We start from the raw sequence: 16,771 nt of genomic DNA on the forward strand, positions 1-16,771 counted from the left end.
CAGGGCAGTGATCTATGGAATACCTATTGGAACTCGTGACCAGTCCAGCCGCCTGGATTGCACTGGCGACACTGGTCGTGATGGAAGTGGTACTGGGTATCGATAACCTGATCTTTATCTCGATCATCACCAACAAGCTGCCGGAACACCAGCGTGAGAAGGCCAGGAAGCTGGGCATCGGCATGGCGTTGGTCATGCGCCTGGGCCTGCTCAGCACCGTGGCGTACATCGTGCAGTTGACCGAGCCGGTGTTTGAAATGTTTGGTCAGGCCTTCTCGTGGAAGGACATGATCCTGATCGCCGGTGGTTTGTTCCTGGTCTGGAAAGCGACAACGGAAATCCATCACAGCATGGACGTGAAGACCGAGGAAGAGAAAACCTTGAGCGCCACCGTTGCGTTGACCATGGGTAGCGCGATCGTTCAGATCCTGATGCTGGACCTGGTGTTCTCCATCGACAGCATCATCACTGCTGTGGGCATGACCGAGCACTTGCCGATCATGATCATCGCTGTCGTGAGTGCCGTAGTGGTAATGCTGGTTGCCGCCAACCCGCTGGCGAAGTTCATCAACGACAACCCGACAGTGGTCATGTTGGCGCTGGGCTTCCTGATCATGATCGGTATGACGCTGATCGCCGAAGGCTTCGGTGCCCATGTTCCGAAGGGCTACATTTACGCCGCCATGACGTTCTCGGCAGCGATTGAAGGCCTGAACATGCTGGTGCGCAAGGCCAAGCGCAAGAAGGCCGCCCGTCAGGCTTCCACGGTCTGATAGCGCTGTAAAAAACAACGGCCGGCCCGAGCAATCGGGTCGGCCGTTTTACGTTTACAGGCTCAGCCAGCGCGACTTGATCAGGCGTGAAGTTTTCTCAATGAGCCGCAGCCGGGTGAACCTTTACGGGGCTGTTCAAAGGGGGGCGACCCACAGGCGTGGCTGCATCGCTGCGCGGGTGATGGCGGCGGGAAATACGCAGCACTCCCCACAGCATGGCGCACGCCACAGCAAGCCACGAAGCGATCAGCATCACGATTGTCAATTCCAGGCTCATAACTGCCTCCGTCATTCCTGCTTTGTGTTGCATTCCTGATAACTGACAGTCTAGTACTGGGCATGTTTCGATTAATTGACCAATGGCGTTCTGGTATGACCGATTCGATCTATCGGCTTCGCCTGACTGCGCCCAAAGGCTATACCGGACTCGCCGAGGGCTCTATGATCCGCATTCAGGTCGAGTGATGATTGCTCGATGTCAGTTGAAGTGAGTGAACATGTCGCCGGTATCCAGTCTTGTAAACGCAGTTCGTTCAAAGGGTTTGCTACTGCTCGCTGTGCTCGTCATGAGCCTGTCGGGATGCGCTTCGATGGTGACTCCGCAGATAAAAAGCCTGCCGGATCGCGTCGAGCTCAACTCGGTACCTTTCTTTCGCGGCAACATCTATCAGAGCGGTCCTGTGGCGCTGGCGACCATGCTGACCCATCAACAGGTGCAAACCACGCCGGGTTTGCTGGATAAACCGTTACAACTGCCTGGCGCTGAAGATCGTCTTGATCAGAACATGCCCAGAGTCGCCCGCGAGTACGGTTTTGTGGTGTACCCGCTGGACAGCACGCTGGAGTCGCTGCTGACTCAGGTCTCGGCTGGCTACCCTGTGATGCTGCGCTTCTCGCAAGGCTCTGCCTTCTGGAAGGAGCCGCGTTATGGCGTGCTGGTCGGCTACAACAGGGTCAAGGAGACCGTATTGCTGCAGGCGGGCATGGATCGGCGTTATGTCATGAGCTTCAGCAGCTTTGTCGCCGCATGGAAGCATGCAGGAGGCTGGGCGGTATTGATTCAGTCGCCTCGACAGTTGCCGGCCCAGGTCGACTCGCAGCGCTGGCTCAAGGCAGCCGCTGATTTGTCTCAGGCCGGGCAGGAGCAGGCGGCAGGTGAGGCGACCCGAACGCTGAACCGTGGCGTTAAATGAAATAGACACTGATAACGAAAACGGCGCCCTATGAGGCGCCGTTTTCATGAGGGGGTCAAAACCCCAGTTTGTCTCGCAGGCTGTAATACCACGCGCCCAGTGCCGTCATCGGCGTTCGCAACAGCTGTCCACCCGGGAAAGGGTAGTGCGGCAGGTCGGCGAAGGCGTCGAACCGCTCGGCCTGACCTCTCAGCGCTTCGGCCAGCACTTTGCCCGCCAGGTGGGTATAGGTCACGCCGTGTCCGCTGCAGCCCTGCGAGTAATAAATGTTGTCTCCCAGTCGTCCGACCTGAGGCAGGCGAGACAGTGTCAGCAGGAAGTTGCCGGTCCACGCGTAATCGATCTTCACGTCCTTGAGCTGGGGGAACGCCTTGAGCATCTTCGGCCGGATAATGGCTTCGATGTTGGCCGGGTCACGCGCGCCATACACCACGCCACCCCCGAAGATCAGGCGGTTGTCGGCGCTGAGGCGGTAGTAGTCCAGCAGGTAATTGCAGTCTTCGACACAGTAATCCTGCGGCAGCAAGGTTCTGGCGAGTGTTTCACTCAGCGGCTCGGTGGTAATCACCTGAGTGCCGCAAGGCATGGACTTGGCAGCCAGTTCCGGCACCAGATTGCCGAGGTAGGCATTGCCCGCCACGATAATGAATTTTGCGCGAACCTTGCCTTGAGCGGTATGCACCACCGGGCTTGCGCCTCGCTCGATGCGGATTGCAGCTGACTGCTCGTAGATAGTCCCGCCGAGCGTTTCGACGGCAGCCGCTTCACCGAGGGCCAGATTGAGCGGATGAATGTGGCCGCCGCTCATATCCAGCATACCGCCGATATACTGTTCACAGGCCACGACTTCATTGATGCGTCGCTGGTCCATCAGCTCCAGCTGAGTATGCCCGTAGCGTTCCCACAGGCGTTTTTGCGCTTCAAGGTGAGCCATTTGCTTGCCTGTGAGTGCTGCAAACACGCCGCCGTCTTTCAAGTCGCACTGGATGCCGTAGCGCGAGACGCGGTCGCGGATGATCGCTGCGCCTTCGAATGCCATGTGTCCCAGCAACTGAGCCTGTTTCGGGCCAACCGTTCGCTCGATGACATCAATATCGCGGCTGTAGCTGTTGACGATCTGCCCGCCGTTGCGGCCCGAGGCGCCGAATCCAACCTTGGCGGCTTCCAGAACGGTGACCTTGAAGCCATTTTCCAGCAGAAACAGAGCGCTCGACAGTCCTGTGTACCCGGCACCGATGATGCACACATCAGTCTCCACCTCACCTTGCAGCGCAGGACGTTCGGGCACTGAATGGGCTGACGCAGCGTAGTAGGACTGTGGATAGGGCGTGTTGGCCATCCTGAGACTCCGTTTAATATTCTTGACGAGTGCGTCGATCCTACCCGAGATAATGTTGCTCTGCCAGCGCCGGGGAAAAAGACTTTTTGTTCGGGGCTGTGCAAAAAACATGTTAATTCATAGGGTTAGCGATAAAAACAGATTGACATGAATGTCAAAGCCGGTAGGATGCACACCCACAGCAGGCACGTAGCTCAGTTGGTTAGAGCACCACCTTGACATGGTGGGGGTCGTTGGTTCGAGTCCAATCGCGCCTACCAGACAAAATCCGCTCTGCTGGGCGGTAGAAAAAAGGCGACCCGAAAGGGCCGCCTTTTTTCGTTTCAGGGGCCGAATCCTGAGCAGTCAAATAATTCGCATATTCAGAGGGTTACTGCCAAAAAAGCGATTGACACGTATCTGAATATCCGTAGAATGCCGACCCACAGCAGGCACGTAGCTCAGTTGGTTAGAGCACCACCTTGACATGGTGGGGGTCGTTGGTTCGAGTCCAATCGCGCCTACCAAACAAAATCCGCTCTGCTGGGCGGTATGAAAAGGGTGATCCGAAAGGATCATCCTTTTTTCGTTTGCCTTTGAAAAACGCTCAGCCCCGCAGGCGTACGCAAAGCGCACGCTTGCGGTGAGCGGCGTTCAGCTTTTTCTGGCGAAGGACTTGACGATACTGCGGGTCGCAGTGCTGGTCTTGAGGTCTGTCACATTCTTTGGCGCGAGCCATTTGCAGGCCGCTATTTCGTTTTGCGGCGAGGGTTCGCTGGCGTCGGGCACCAGCGTCATGAACACATAGTGCGTCACCCGATCCTTTTCATATTCGGCAAGGTAGCGCAGCTCCAGGTTCTTCAGGCCTGTCTCTTCACACAGCTCACGAATCGCCGCCTGAACGGGCGTTTCCCCGGCTTCGATCTTGCCGCCTGGCAGTGCCCATTTGGATTTTGGTTTGCGCACGTAGAGGATCTGGCCGTCTCGCTCGCAGATGATTGTGGCCCGTTGCTTCATATTCCGTTCACCTGATAAGCGTCCTTCACCCTGAGTATCTGCAAGGACTTCGTGAACTTGAGACCGGTGTGTAGTGGTGAGTAGTCACCAAAATGTAATAAAAAGTTCATAAGTTCGCTAAAGCACATTCAGTGCCAGATAGAAAACATCGAACCTTGCTATCTACGATGGAGGGGGATGTCCCGCACCGCCATGCGCTCCAATGACTTCTGTTAGGTCCTTTCGTCGTTGCCAGCGAGCATTTTCGGCCGTCGCTCAGGGATGTGAGAAAGGTCATTGCTTTCTCCTCTCCTGCGAGCATGACGCCTCCAGCGGCGCCGACGGGTTTAGCCCATTCGCTGTATTTCAACCGGACGACGATTTCGCGCCCCAAAAAAGTGCGTGTCAATGGCGTGGCGACGGCGAGGGAAGGGCTATTTGACGAACGGTTTTCGTACAGTCGCCTGCGCTTCTTTTATGAGCATGCGGATTTCGGGCAGGCTTTATCCGAGTCTGCCCGATGCGGGAGCGCGACGGTCAGGCCGCAGAGCTTTCTTGCTTGAGGGTTGCCATGTCGATCACGAAACGGTACTTCACGTCACCTTTGAGCATGCGCTCGTAGGCTTCATTGATGTCCTGCATGGCGATCATTTCGATGTCCGAGACAATCCCGTGCCTGGCGCAGAAATCGAGCATCTCCTGAGTCTCGGCGATCCCGCCGATCAAGGAGCCCGCCAGGCTGCGACGCTTGAAAATCAGGTTGAATACGGTAGGCGAAGGATGAGGTTCGGCGGGCGCACCCACCAGCGTCATGGTGCCGTCGCGTTTGAGCAGCGCCAGAAACGCATCCAGGTCGTGAGGGGCGGCAACGGTATTGAGGATGAAATCCAGGCTGTTGGCGTACGCGGCCATCTCATCAGGATTCCTGGACACCACGACTTCGTCGGCACCCAGGCGCAGGCCGTCTTCGCGCTTGTTCGGTGAGGTGGTGAACAGCACCACGTGAGCGCCCATCGCATGAGCGATCTTCACACCCATGTGGCCCAGGCCGCCCAGGCCGACAATGCCCACTTTCTTGCCGGGGCCGACTTTCCAGTGGTTCAGGGGGGAATAGGTGGTGATGCCTGCACAAAGGAGCGGTGCAACGGCTGCCAGATTGTCGCTGTGGGAAATGCGCAGCACGAATTTTTCTTTGACGACAATGGTGTCCGAGTAGCCGCCGAAGGTGTTTTCGCCGCCAAAAACCGGCCCGTTGTAGGTGCCCGTGAAACCTTGTTCGCAATACTGCTCTTCGCCTTCAGAGCATGATGCGCACTGTTGGCAACTGTCGACCATGCAGCCGACGCCCGCCAGGTCGCCCACCTTGAACTGCGTGACGCCCGAACCGACGGCGGTCACCCGGCCGACGATCTCGTGGCCTGGAACTGACGGGTAAATCGTGTTGTGCCACTCGTTGCGCGCGGTGTGCAGGTCGGAATGGCAGACCCCACAAAAAAGAATGTCGATCTGTACGTCCTCGGCACCGGGTGTGCGGCGCTCGAAGCTGTAGGGTTTGAGAGCATCTTTGGACGTCTGCGCTGCGTAGCTGAGGGTCTTGATCATTGCAATCACCTGGAGGTCGTCAGTGGCGAATGAAGCGCAGGCCAGCATAGACGTGAACCTGGAGAACTGCCTGCGTTGCGAATAGTGTCTGACAGGTCATCACCCTGGTTAGTGCCTGAGCCACCCGTTGTCGCCTCAATGCCACGTGGCGCAAGGAACGCAGGTACAATCCTTGCATCGCAATCTGCACAGTGATGCCATGGCGCGCTTGCCTCCTGTGATCAGCGGCGTCAACTCTAATTGCCATGTGTTTCCGGATTTCGTTTTCATGACAGTAGCCCCCTCGGTTTCCTGCCTGCGTCAGCCGATCAGCCTCGCCGAATCGGGCGACGTTTCGGTCAACAGACTCGACCGGTTTTCCAATCATGCTGCCATTGAAGCACTGCTGGGCGCGGCGTTTGCCCAAATGCCGCAGACTGCGTGGGCGGTGTACATCGCAGGCGAACAAAAGCGCCTGTTGGCGCAGGGGGCAGGTCAGTTCGAGTGGCCTGACTCTATCGATATCGACCTGTTCGAAGCGTTCTGTACCGCTCGGCAAGTGTTTCGATGGGTAACGGGTCATGGCGAAGAGGTGCTCGGCTGGCTGCTGGCCCCCATGAGCGAGACGAGCAACCCGCATCTTGCAGACCTGTCTGTCAGGCTCGGCATGTTGTTGCAGAGCGCGGCTTTGATCAGGGCGCAGATCACCCAGCGTGCGCTGTACGAGATCAGTTTGCTCGCCAGCTCCACCCGTGACAGGGGCGCGTTCCTGGAAGGGACTCATCAACAGCTCGCCACACTGATCGATGCTGAAAACTTCTACCTGGCGCTTTATGACAGCCAGAGCGGCAAGATCACATACCCGTATTACATTGACCGGTTCGACGACGAGGCCATGCAGCCGGAGACTTTCGAGTATCTGGATCAGTCCGACATTTCCATGACCGGTTATGTGCTGCTGCACGGGCAACCCTTGTGTATCGACGCCGCCGGGATCGAGCAGGCGCGTACGCAGGGACGTTTCACCTGCAAGGGACGTCGCCCGGAGTTCTGGATGGGCGCGCCGTTGAAGAATGCGTCTGACGAAGTGTTTGGCATGGTTGCCATGCAGGTCTACGACATTTCCAGGGTTTACAGCAATCAGGACCGGGCATTGTTTTCAGCCGTTTCACGGCATGTGGCGATGGCCATGGACAGGCTGCTGCATCGCGCCGACCTTGAACAGACCGTGTTGTTGCGCACTCAACAATTGTCGGCCGTCAACCATGCGTTGCGTCAGGAAGTGGTGGAACGTGAGCGCGCCGAGCATCTGCAGAGCGCGCTGTTTCAGATCGCCGAGTTGTCGAGTCGTCAGGGGGACATGAACGAGCTGTTTCAGAGCCTGCATACCATCGTTGACGAGTTGCTGGTGGCGCTCAATTTTTACATTGCGCTTTATGACGACTCCACCGGGGAAGTCACCTTTCCTTATTACGTGGATGAACGCCTGACCAGGCCGCCTGCGTCACGCCGTGGCCAGCGAGGGTTTACCGAGTATGTGATTCGACAGCGCCGCCCTTGCCTGATCGACGAGGAAGATGCCCGCAGGCTTGAGGCAGAACGGGAAATCGAGGTGCAGAACCAGTCCAACCGCTCGACGTCCTGGCTGGGAATACCTTTGTTTGAAGACGAAAAGGTAAGGGGCGTTCTGGTCGTACAGAGCTATTCGAAGAACGTCAGCTACACCTTGCGTGATCAGGAGTTGCTGACGTTTGTATCGCGCCACATCGACACGGCACTGTCACGTAGAAGCGCCGCGGAGGCCATTCACATGGCCAATGTGCAGCTCGAAGCGCGGGTTCGTGATCGCACCCGAGAGCTGGATCTGGTCAATGCGCGGCTCCAGCATGAGAACGCCCACGACTCGTTGACAGGGTTGCCCAATCGCAGCCACTTGCAGCAGCAACTGGATGCCGCGTGGCGAAGTTTCTGCGAGCGGGCACGGCCGCTGATTGTCATGTTCATCGATCTGGACCGGTTCAAGATCGTCAACGACAGCCTGGGGCATCACTGCGGGGATCTGCTGTTGATTCAGGCGGCGCGCCGGTTGCGCGGCTGCCTGCGCGATGGCGACCTGTTGGCTCGCCTGGGGGGAGACGAATTTGCGGTACTGGCCATGGGCGCTCCACTGGAAGTGGGAACGGGTATCGCGCAACGCATCCTGACGGCCTTCGAATCGCCATTTGTGGTCGATGACCAGACTGTCTTCACCTCGTGCAGCATCGGCATCGTGGCCGCCGACCGACGCTTTCATCAGGAGCCCGCCGACTTGCTGCGTGATGCCGATACTGCGATGTACCGGGTCAAAAACGGCGGGCGTGACAGTTTTGTCGTGTTCAACAAGGCGCTGCGTCGTGAAGTGTCCGACCAGATCGAACAGGAAGTAGCGTTGCGCAAGGCACTCAAGCGCAGCGACCAGTTGATCCCTTACTTCCAGCCCATCAAATGCCTGAACACCGGCCGGCTGCTTGCGCTGGAGGCGTTGATTCGCTGGAAACTGCCCGATGGGCAGGTGGTTGTGCCCGCAAGCTTCCTGCCGGCGCTGGAAGGTTTGCGCCTGATCGGCCGTCTGGATCTGTACATGCTCAGGGCGGTCATCGCCGTTCTTGCCGACCCTGACAACGCTCACTTGCCGCCGGTGCATGTCAATTGCTCCAGCTACAGCATCACCCGACCGACTTTCGCCTGCGAAGTGCTGGCGATGCTGGCCGAGCGTGATGTATCGCCGACCAGACTGTGCCTGGAACTCACCGAAGGTGCGCTTGTGGCGGACCCCGACCAGGCGCGTCTGTCCATGAAGCAGCTGGCTGATCAAGGCATGACGGTGGTTCTGGATGATTTCGGCTCCGGGTTCTCTTCCCTCAGCTATGTGCATCAGTACCACTTCAGCGGACTGAAGATCGACAAGTCGTTTATTTTCGAGCTGACGACCAGCGCGCGCAGCCGTGCCATTGTCAGGGCCATCCTGCGCATGGCCGAGTCATTGGGCCTGAGTGTGGTGGCCGAAGGCGTTGAAAATCACGAAACCCTGCTGGCCCTGCGGGAAATGGGTGCGGGGCAGGCCCAAGGGTATTATTTCGCACAGGCCATGCCGCTCGAGGATTTGCGGATCGATGCGGCATGAACCCCTCACGCGTGCGGCAATAGCTTGCCGCGACGGGCAATTGACGGTGTGCTGCGATCAATCTTGCAGGCTTTAAGTTGATACTTGTCTATTAAAATCAAAGGCTTATGAAGTTTATGTCTGGCTGGCATCCGAATTGCTTTGTTCCAGGAGCATCATGTCATCGGGAGGTGAAAGATGATTATTGGCACAGGTGCGCTTGAACAGCTGGTTTCCCGTGCTGTCGGGCGCAAAAGCGTAGACGAGGTGTCTCAGGACACGTTCGGCGCGGTCAGTGCCGCGGGTCTTGTCAATGGGGCCTTGCCGGTCACGTCACAGACCAGCGTCGCGGCTTCGAAAGATGACACACAGAGCAACAATGGCTACAACGAGTCGTTCGCACGAATGATGGTCAATCTCAAGAGTGCCGCTGATACGTCGCTTTCCGAGAAGACCGCCGACCGTGATAACGGGGTTACCGCTTCAGCGGCCAACGCCAGCGCATCGGATACATCGGTGGGCGGGTCGGTCCAGAAGTTCATGGATTCGCTGAAGCAGACCGCTGAAGAAAAGGTGCGTGAAAAGCTCACCGGAATCAATCAGCAGCAGTACACGGCCATGAGCCCTGAGGACCAACTGGCAATCGACCAGAAAGTTCAGGATGCGCTTAAGGACAAGCAGAATGATGTGGCGGATGACATCAATACGCGCATCCGGGGCATCAAGGCAGGATTGCTGGCCTGATACCCCGAAAGTCTGCAGTGACGCCTTCGCCGGCAGGCTTGCTTCCACGCGGTCCTTGGAAGCAGGCCTGCTGGCGATTTTTTTGCCTGCGAAAAGAGGGTTCGGGTTCGCATTGCAGGCCACAGGTGGCGCGAAACCGTTGCCGTCCAGTCAGGCCAGTTGATTGCGGTACGGCAGGTCCGGGCCGACTCGCGTGCAGGTCAGCGCCGCTGCCGCGACGGCAAACGCCAGCATCTCGTTCAACTGCTCCCTGGAAAGACGTGAGAGTGCCTGCGGCGTGTCCAGTTTTCGCTCGCTGAGAAACGTCAGCAGTGCGGCCTGAAACGTATCGCCAGCGCCCACCGTATCGGCGGTCGTCACGCTTTTTGCAGGCACTGACCACGTCCCGTGTTCACGCGTAAAGATGCTTGCGCCTTGCGTGCCGCGAGTGACGATCACCAGGTGCGTATGGCCGTTTAGCCACCCCTCGGCAATCTGCTGCGGGTCGCTGTCGGGATACAGCAGGTGCAAGTCTTCATCACTGACCTTGATCAAGTGCGCGTGCTCGGCGAATGCCGCGATCTGCGTACGCCAGCGCTGGATGTCCGGAGCAGGATTGAGACGCACGTTGGGGTCCAGCGAGATCAGACGCTTGCCGCTTTCCTGCGCAACAAGGGCCAGCAGCGTATCGGCGATCGGCTGCACCACCAGCGAGAATGAGCCCACGTGAATGCCGCGAACCCTGTCATCGAGTGTTGGCAGGTGCTCATGGCGTAACTGGCGGTCGGCGCAGCCATCACCGCGAAAACTGTAGGTAGGGGAGCCGTCGGCGCCGACCGCGACCATGGCCAGCGTGGTCGGCGCGTCGAAATCGATCAGGTGTTCGGTATCGACGGCTTCATGTTCCAGAACGGCCCGTAACCGACAGCCCAGGTAATCGGTCGACACACCCGCGAAAAACGAGGCGTCGGCACCCAGACGACGCAGGCCGATGGCAACGTTGAAGGGCGATCCGCCAGCAATGGCATCAAACCCCAACCGGTTGAGGGCGCCGCCTGTGTCAGCGCGGGTGAAAATATCGAACAGTGCTTCGCCGCAAACCAGAAACATAAGTGCTCCGTAAAAAGGGTCAGGGTCAAACTGCCCGCAGGTGGTCTTGATAGCGTTCATAGACCTGTTGGTAGGCGTCCACGTTCTGCGTGATCGGGCGTGTTTCGCTATCGGGGTCCAGGCTCACGCTGCGCTCGCACAGGTCCTGAAGGCTGTCAGGTTGCCCGTTGCTGCTGGACCAGCACCAGGCAGCCTGAATCGCTGCGCCCAGCGCTGCGGCTTCGGCATGGCGGGTGCAGATAACCGGCGTGTTCATGATGTCGGCCACGATCTGTCGCCAGATGGCGCTTTTTGATCCTCCGCCGATCAGACGAATACGCTCGCTTTTGATGCCGCTGGCGCGCAGCAAGTCCAGCCCGTAGCGCAGGCCGAACGTCGTCCCTTCGACAGCTGCTCGACAAAGGTTGGCCTGGTTCAGATTGGTGCTGTCCAGACCGAGAATGCTGCCGGTGGCCTCGGGCAGGGCGGGTACACGTTCGCCATTCAGGAATGGCAGCATCAATACACCCTCGGCCCCGATCGGGGCGCTGGCGAGCGCCTCGTTGAAGGTGGCGATGTCCAGCGCAAACAGCGCTCGGATGGCTGAGGTGACGTTGGTCAGGTTCATGGTGCAGATCAGCGGCAACCAGCCGCCGGACGACGAGCAAAATGCCGCCACGGAACCATGCTCACTGACCGCCGGCTGATCGGAATAGGCGTAGACAGTGCCGGATGAACCCAGGCTCATGGTGATCAGGCCAGGCTGGATATTGCCCGTACCAATGGCCCCCATCATGTTGTCGCCGCCACCACTGGACACCAGCGCCTGCGGGTTCAGGCCGAGCAGGCGGGCAATTTCGGGGCGCAGCGTGCCGACGGATGTATCCGCTTCCAGCAATTGCGGCAGTGCCTTTTCAAGGCGGCCGCTGGGGTCAATGTGCGCCAGCAGGGGCAGATCCCACGTGCGAGTGCGAATGTTGAAATAACCGGTGCCCGAGGCGTCGCCGAATTCTGTACAGCAACGCCCGGTCAGCCAGTAATTCAGATAGTCATGGGGCAGCAGGACCTTGTCGATGCGCTGGAACAACTGTGGGTGCTGTTCCAGCGTCCACAGCAGTTTCGAGACGGTATAGCCCGGTGCGATGACCACGCCCAGACGCTCCAGCGAGCCTTGTTCACCGCCCAGATACTCCAGCAGACGCTGGTTTTCGGGCGCGGTTTCAGTGTCGCACCACAGCTTGGCAGGACGCAGCACCTGGCCATGCTCATCGAGCAGCACCAGACCGTGTTGCTGGCCGGAAATACCGATGCCCTGGACCTGTTGACCCGAGACCCCGGCCCGCGCCAAGGCCTCACCGACGGCCTGCTGCAGAGCGTCAAGCCATTGCTGGACGTCCTGTTCGCGACGGCCGTTGTGGTCGCTGATCAGGCTATGGGGTGCCGAGCCTTCGCCCAGCACCTGCCCGTTTTGCGCGTCGAGCACCAGCGCCTTGGTGCCTTGTGTGCCGCAATCGATGCCAAGAAACATGACCGTCCCTCAGTGGCGTTGAGCCAAAAGTTTTTCCAGCGTTGCACTGACGCCCCGTTCCCGCAGGTCACTCAGGTTCTGTTCGAACGCGGCAACGAATGCGGCCGATTGCGGGATGATCAGGCCGAAGATTTCTTCGACCTGCAAGAGGCGTTCGGTAATCAACGCATCGTCGGCGACCAGTCCCTTGCAGAACTCGGCGCGCGGGTCCGGAATCCTGTAGACCGTGCCGTTCTCGTCCACTCCCTTCAGGTACAGGGCCCAGGCGGCGACTACCAGTGATGCCCGCTGCAGATTGCCCTGATCGAGAATCAGCCGGTTGATGGTCGGAATCGTGAATTTCGGGAATTTCGAGGAGCCGTCCGAGCAGACCCGCTCCAGCTGATCGGCAATCGCCTGATTGGAGAAACGCTCGATCAGCGTGTCCTTGTAGCTCTCCAGATCGATGCCGGGGACTGATGCGAGTTGCGGCGTGACGTCGAGGTCCATGTAGGCGCGGATATAACGCACGAACAGCGGGTCGTTCATGGTCTCATGTACGAAGCGATAGCCTTTCAGAAAGCCCAGGTAGGTCAGCGCCAGATGGCTGCCGTTGAGCAGCTTTATCTTCATTTCCTCGTAAGGCGTCACGTCATCGGTAAACTGCACGCCGACCTTTTCCCAGGCTGGCCTGCCATTGACGAACTTGTCTTCCAGCACCCACTGCACGAACGGTTCGCAGACCACCGGCCAGGCGTCGTCGATGTGTTTTTCGTCGGCCAGCTTCAAGCGGTGTGCAGCGCTGGTCATCGGTGTGATGCGGTCGACCATGGCGTTGGGGAAACTCACATGCTCGGCAATCCAGTCGTGCAGATCGGCATCGCGCTGGGCGGCAAAGGCTAGCAGCGCCTTGCGGGTCACTGCGCCGTTGTGTGGCAGGTTATCGCAGGACATCAGTGTGAATGCCGGCGTGCCTTCGGCGCGGCGTCGGTCCAGCGCGGCACAGAGAAAACCGAACACGGTTTTCGGGTTGCTCGGGTTTGCAAGGTCATGCTGGATCTGCGGCAGGTGCGTCATGAACTGCCCGTTGCTGTCGTCGATGCAGTAGCCACCTTCAGTGATGGTCAGTGACACGATACGAATGTCCGGGCTGGCAAGCTTGTCGATCAGCGCCTGCGGGTTGTCCTCGGCCAGCAGCATGCCACTGATCGAGGCGATGATGCGGGTTTTGGTATCCGGCGTGTCGCCCAGCTCGTAGAGCGTGTACAGGTAATCCTGCTGGGCGAGGGCGTCATGTACGGCGCGGTCTTCGGGGCGCAGCCCGACGCCGCAGATGCTCCAGTCCAGGCCCTCGCCGGTGTTCATCAGCGCGTCGGTGTAGAACGCTTGATGGGCGCGATGGAAACCGCCAACGCCGATATGCGCAATGCCTTGGCGGGTGTCGGCCGTCGCATAAGCGGGCACATCGATATCGGCGCCCAGGCGCGACAGGTTCTGCTTGTTCAATTTCATGACAAAACTCTCCAGGACTCAGGCGGCAGCGGTCTGCAAGGCCTTGGCGATGACCAGGCCTTCAGCGTCGAACAGGTGGCAATGGGTGCTGTCCAGGTGCAGGCTCAGCGTCTCTCCATACTGACTGGCCAGATCGCCGCGAATACGCATGGTCAGCGCCTCACCCGAGCGCGTGCGCACATGGCAAAAGGTGTCGCTGCCCAGGCGTTCACTGACATCGGCAATGACGTGCAACTGGCAGTCGCTGCTCTGAGCGATGTCCAGGTGTTCGGGACGGATGCCCAGCGTGACCGGTGCCCCGACCGCAAGGCCCGCACGACTGACCGGCAACGTGATCCGGGTCCCGGCGTCCAGTTCCACGTCGCAGCTGTTACTGTCGATGCGACTGATCTTGCCTTTGAGAAAGCCCATCTTCGGCGTGCCGAGGAAGCCTGCCACGAACAGGTTGGCCGGGTGGTGATACAGGTCCAGCGGCGAGCCGACCTGTTCGACCTTGCCGCCGTTGAGCACCACCACCTTGTCGGCCAGGGTCATGGCTTCCACTTGGTCGTGGGTCACGTAAATCATGGTCGCCTGCAGCTCTTTGTGCAGTCGCGACAGCTCCAGACGAGTCTGCACGCGCAGGGCTGCGTCGAGGTTGGACAGCGGCTCGTCGAACAGGAAAATTTTCGGGTTGCGCACGATGGCGCGGCCAATGGCGACGCGCTGACGCTGGCCACCGGAAAGCTGCTTGGGCTTGCGCTCCAGCAGTGGGCCCAGCTCCAGAATGCGCGCCGCTTCATCCACTTTTTTCTTGATGTCGGCCTTGTTGCCGCCTGCCAGGTCCAGCGCGAACGAGAGGTTCTTGCCGACTGTCATGTGCGGGTAAAGCGCGTAGGTCTGAAACACCATCGCCAGGTCGCGCTTGGCCGGCGTGACCTGGGTGATGTCGCGGCCATCGAGTTCGATGGTGCCGGACGTCACTTCTTCAAGCCCTGCGATCAGCCGCAGGAGGGTGGACTTGCCACAGCCCGACGGGCCGACGAAAACCACGAATTCACGGTCTTTCACGTCAAGATCGATGCCCTTGATGATCTGGTGACCGTCGAAGCCTTTTTGCAAATTTCTGATGCTGAGGTTAGCCATGATGGACTCCTTTTTATTCTGTGGGCCGGGGCTATTTGACGGCGCCGAACGAGAGACCGCGAACCAGTTGTTTCTGGCTGATCCAGCCGAAAATCAGGATGGGCGCGCACGCAAGGGTCGAAACGGCTGACAGCTTGGCCCAGAACAGGCCTTCGGGGCTTGAGTAGGAGGCGATCAGCGCGGTGAGCGGTGCGGCAGCGGACGAGGTGAGGTTCAGGGACCAGAACGCTTCGTTCCAGCACAGGATCAGCGACAGCAGCGCGGTGGACGCCAGGCCGCCTTTGCAGATGGGCATCAGCACGCGAAAGATTTCCTGGCGCGTGCTGGCGCCGTCGAGTCGCGAAGCCTCGAGGATTTCGCCGGGAATGTCCTTGAAGTAGGTATAAATCATCCAGACCACAATCGGCAGGTTGATCAGCGTATAGATGATGATCAGCGCCAGGCGCGAATCCAGCAGGCCGAAGGTCTTGGCCAGCAGGTAGATCGGCATCAGCACTCCCACCGGCGGCAGCATCTTGGTCGAGAGCATCCACAGCAGGGTGCCGCGCGTGCGTTTGGTCTCGAAGAACGCCATCGAGTAGGCCGCAGGAATGGCCACCAGCATGCTCAGGATCGTTGCGCTGAAGGAGATAAGCACCGAGTTCCAGGCGAAGTGGAAGTAATCACTGCGCTCCTGAATGTGCAGGTAGTTTTCCAGCGTCGGCGTGAAGAACAGCTGCGGCGGCGTGGCGAACGCGTCGATCTCGGTCTTGAAGCTGGTCAACACCATCCAGAAGATCGGGAAAAAGATCAGCGCGGCAATGAGCCAGGACAGGGTCCCGAGCAGCAGGCTTTGCAGGCGGCGTGATTGTTTGAGCGTCATCATGGCAAGGTCCTCATGACTTGTCGGTGAGGTTTTTGCCGATCATCCGGATCAGGACGATCGCTGCGATGTTGGCGATGACCACGGCGATCAGCCCGCCCGCAGACGCCATGCCGACGTCGAACTGCAGCAGCGCCTGGATGTAGATCAGGTAGGCCAGGTTGGTCGAGGCAAAGCCCGGACCGCCGTTGGTGGTGGTGAAGATTTCGGCGAACACCGACAGCAGGAAGATGGTTTCGATCATCACCACAACCGCAATCGGGCGTGCCAGGTGCGGCAGGGTCAGGTGCCAGAAGATTGCGATCGGACCTGCGCCATCCAGACGTGCTGCTTCCTTCTGTTCCTGATCCAGTGACTGCATGGCGGTCATCAGAATCAGGATGGCGAACGGCAACCACTGCCATGACACGATGATAATGATCGACAGCATCGGGTAGTGCGCAAACCAGTCGATAGGCTCGGCCCCGAAGAACTTCCAGACCGCCGCCAACACGCCGGAGACCGGATGGAAAATCAGGTTCTTCCAGATCAGCGCACTGACCGTAGGCATGATGAAAAAGGGCGAGATCAGCAGTACCCGCACAATTCCGCGGCCGAAGAATTCACTGGCTTCCAGTAGCGCCGAGATCAGTACCCCGAGAATCACGCTAATGGCCAGCACGCTGCCCACCAACAGCAGGGTGTTGCCTGCGCCGGGCAGAAAACCGCTGTCGGTCACGAAGTATTCGAAGTTCTCAAGGCCGACGAATTCGTTGTCGCCGGGGGAGAGCAGGTTATAGCGGATCAGCGAGAAATAAATGGTCATGCCCAGCGGCACAATCATCCAGACCAGCAGCAGGGCAACGGATGGGCTGACCAGAAACCAGCCCGGTTTGAAACGACGGCTTTTGATCGGGGGCAGTTCGCCGGACGAATCCGTACGATCAGAAATGGCTGAGGTTTTCATGGGG

The 16,771-nt window shown here is 59.0% G+C and carries 14 protein-coding genes and 2 tRNA genes; 6 read left to right on the forward strand and 10 right to left on the reverse strand.

The window, feature by feature from the left end; translation table 11 throughout:
* The first annotated feature begins 14 nt into the window (after window positions 1-14).
* Complete coding sequence (locus tag BUB69_RS01720) at window positions 15-773, forward strand: TerC family protein (RefSeq protein WP_073161992.1); 759 nt, start codon at window positions 15-17, stop codon at window positions 771-773.
* Window positions 774-870: 97 nt separating this feature from the next.
* Here BUB69_RS01720 and BUB69_RS01725 read toward each other — a convergent pair whose 3' ends face one another.
* Window positions 871-1,050 (reverse strand): hypothetical protein, encoded by a 180-nt coding sequence (locus BUB69_RS01725; RefSeq protein ID WP_073161993.1) that lies wholly within the window; start codon window positions 1,048-1,050, stop codon window positions 871-873.
* Window positions 1,051-1,339: 289 nt separating this feature from the next.
* Between BUB69_RS01725 and BUB69_RS01730 the strand changes: the two genes are divergently transcribed.
* Window positions 1,340-1,966 carry a peptidase C39 family protein gene (locus tag BUB69_RS01730; protein ID WP_240033427.1) on the forward strand — a complete coding sequence of 209 codons (627 nt, stop codon included), beginning with the start codon at window positions 1,340-1,342 and terminating at the stop codon, window positions 1,964-1,966.
* A 55-nt stretch (window positions 1,967-2,021) separates the two neighbouring features.
* Here the strand turns inward: BUB69_RS01730 and BUB69_RS01735 are convergent, their stop codons facing one another.
* Window positions 2,022-3,305: an NAD(P)/FAD-dependent oxidoreductase gene (locus tag BUB69_RS01735; RefSeq protein ID WP_073161995.1), complete on the reverse strand. Its 1,284-nt coding sequence runs from the start codon at window positions 3,303-3,305 to the stop codon at window positions 2,022-2,024.
* Between the two features lie 183 nt (window positions 3,306-3,488).
* Here BUB69_RS01735 and BUB69_RS01740 point away from each other — a divergent pair.
* Both BUB69_RS01740 and BUB69_RS01745 read left to right on the forward strand, forming a co-directional pair.
* Window positions 3,489-3,565 (forward strand) — tRNA-Val (locus tag BUB69_RS01740).
* 169 nt (window positions 3,566-3,734) lie between these two features.
* Window positions 3,735-3,811: transfer RNA gene (locus BUB69_RS01745), tRNA-Val, on the forward strand.
* Window positions 3,812-3,938: 127 nt separating this feature from the next.
* Here BUB69_RS01745 and BUB69_RS01750 read toward each other — a convergent pair.
* Both BUB69_RS01750 and BUB69_RS01755 read right to left on the reverse strand, forming a co-directional pair.
* Complete coding sequence (locus tag BUB69_RS01750) at window positions 3,939-4,301, reverse strand: NUDIX hydrolase (RefSeq protein ID WP_073161996.1); 363 nt, start codon at window positions 4,299-4,301, stop codon at window positions 3,939-3,941.
* A 516-nt stretch (window positions 4,302-4,817) separates the two neighbouring features.
* Window positions 4,818-5,882: an NAD(P)-dependent alcohol dehydrogenase gene (locus BUB69_RS01755; protein ID WP_073162240.1), complete on the reverse strand. Its 1,065-nt coding sequence runs from the start codon at window positions 5,880-5,882 to the stop codon at window positions 4,818-4,820.
* Between the two features lie 268 nt (window positions 5,883-6,150).
* Here BUB69_RS01755 and BUB69_RS01760 point away from each other — a divergent pair, with 268 nt between their 5' ends.
* On the forward strand, window positions 6,151-9,024 hold the full coding sequence (locus BUB69_RS01760; RefSeq protein ID WP_073162241.1) for a sensor domain-containing phosphodiesterase: 2,874 nt from the start codon (window positions 6,151-6,153) through the stop codon (window positions 9,022-9,024).
* Between the two features lie 177 nt (window positions 9,025-9,201).
* A complete protein-coding gene (locus tag BUB69_RS01765) occupies window positions 9,202-9,747 on the forward strand; it encodes a hypothetical protein (protein WP_073161997.1) in 546 nt (181 codons plus the stop codon).
* Window positions 9,748-9,897: 150 nt separating this feature from the next.
* Here the strand turns inward: BUB69_RS01765 and BUB69_RS01770 are convergent, their stop codons facing one another.
* The 6 genes from BUB69_RS01770 to BUB69_RS01795 are packed head-to-tail and all read right to left on the reverse strand — an operon-like array spanning window position 9,898 to window position 16,767.
* Complete coding sequence (locus BUB69_RS01770) at window positions 9,898-10,836, reverse strand: carbohydrate kinase family protein (RefSeq protein WP_073161998.1); 939 nt, start codon at window positions 10,834-10,836, stop codon at window positions 9,898-9,900.
* A 25-nt stretch (window positions 10,837-10,861) separates the two neighbouring features.
* A complete protein-coding gene (gene xylB, locus BUB69_RS01775; RefSeq protein WP_073161999.1) occupies window positions 10,862-12,343 on the reverse strand; it encodes a xylulokinase in 1,482 nt (493 codons plus the stop codon).
* 9 nt (window positions 12,344-12,352) lie between these two features.
* A complete protein-coding gene (locus tag BUB69_RS01780; RefSeq protein ID WP_073162000.1) occupies window positions 12,353-13,834 on the reverse strand; it encodes a mannitol dehydrogenase family protein in 1,482 nt (493 codons plus the stop codon).
* An 18-nt stretch (window positions 13,835-13,852) separates the two neighbouring features.
* Window positions 13,853-14,959: an ABC transporter ATP-binding protein gene (locus BUB69_RS01785; RefSeq protein ID WP_073162001.1), complete on the reverse strand. Its 1,107-nt coding sequence runs from the start codon at window positions 14,957-14,959 to the stop codon at window positions 13,853-13,855.
* Between the two features lie 31 nt (window positions 14,960-14,990).
* Window positions 14,991-15,824 carry a carbohydrate ABC transporter permease gene (locus BUB69_RS01790; RefSeq protein WP_004884895.1) on the reverse strand — a complete coding sequence of 278 codons (834 nt, stop codon included), beginning with the start codon at window positions 15,822-15,824 and terminating at the stop codon, window positions 14,991-14,993.
* Window positions 15,825-15,834: 10 nt separating this feature from the next.
* Window positions 15,835-16,767: a carbohydrate ABC transporter permease gene (locus BUB69_RS01795; RefSeq protein ID WP_024684820.1), complete on the reverse strand. Its 933-nt coding sequence runs from the start codon at window positions 16,765-16,767 to the stop codon at window positions 15,835-15,837.
* Between the last annotated feature and the right edge of the window lie 4 nt (window positions 16,768-16,771).

This window comes from Pseudomonas asturiensis (assembly GCF_900143095.1).
Lineage (GTDB): Bacteria > Pseudomonadota > Gammaproteobacteria > Pseudomonadales > Pseudomonadaceae > Aquipseudomonas > Aquipseudomonas asturiensis.

Coding starts and splice junctions, on each gene's coding strand:
- BUB69_RS01720 (WP_073161992.1), top strand. CDS start 15: ATGGAATACCTATTGGAACTCGTGACCAGTCCAGCCGCCTGGATTGCA.
- BUB69_RS01725 (WP_073161993.1), bottom strand. CDS start 1,050: ATGAGCCTGGAATTGACAATCGTGATGCTGATCGCTTCGTGGCTTGCT.
- BUB69_RS01730 (WP_240033427.1), top strand. CDS start 1,340: ATGAGCCTGTCGGGATGCGCTTCGATGGTGACTCCGCAGATAAAAAGC.
- BUB69_RS01735 (WP_073161995.1), bottom strand. CDS start 3,305: ATGGCCAACACGCCCTATCCACAGTCCTACTACGCTGCGTCAGCCCAT.
- BUB69_RS01750 (WP_073161996.1), bottom strand. CDS start 4,301: ATGAAGCAACGGGCCACAATCATCTGCGAGCGAGACGGCCAGATCCTC.
- BUB69_RS01755 (WP_073162240.1), bottom strand. CDS start 5,882: ATGATCAAGACCCTCAGCTACGCAGCGCAGACGTCCAAAGATGCTCTC.
- BUB69_RS01760 (WP_073162241.1), top strand. CDS start 6,151: ATGACAGTAGCCCCCTCGGTTTCCTGCCTGCGTCAGCCGATCAGCCTC.
- BUB69_RS01765 (WP_073161997.1), top strand. CDS start 9,202: ATGATTATTGGCACAGGTGCGCTTGAACAGCTGGTTTCCCGTGCTGTC.
- BUB69_RS01770 (WP_073161998.1), bottom strand. CDS start 10,836: ATGTTTCTGGTTTGCGGCGAAGCACTGTTCGATATTTTCACCCGCGCT.
- xylB (WP_073161999.1), bottom strand. CDS start 12,343: ATGTTTCTTGGCATCGATTGCGGCACACAAGGCACCAAGGCGCTGGTG.
- BUB69_RS01780 (WP_073162000.1), bottom strand. CDS start 13,834: ATGAAATTGAACAAGCAGAACCTGTCGCGCCTGGGCGCCGATATCGAT.
- BUB69_RS01785 (WP_073162001.1), bottom strand. CDS start 14,959: ATGGCTAACCTCAGCATCAGAAATTTGCAAAAAGGCTTCGACGGTCAC.
- BUB69_RS01790 (WP_004884895.1), bottom strand. CDS start 15,824: ATGATGACGCTCAAACAATCACGCCGCCTGCAAAGCCTGCTGCTCGGG.
- BUB69_RS01795 (WP_024684820.1), bottom strand. CDS start 16,767: ATGAAAACCTCAGCCATTTCTGATCGTACGGATTCGTCCGGCGAACTG.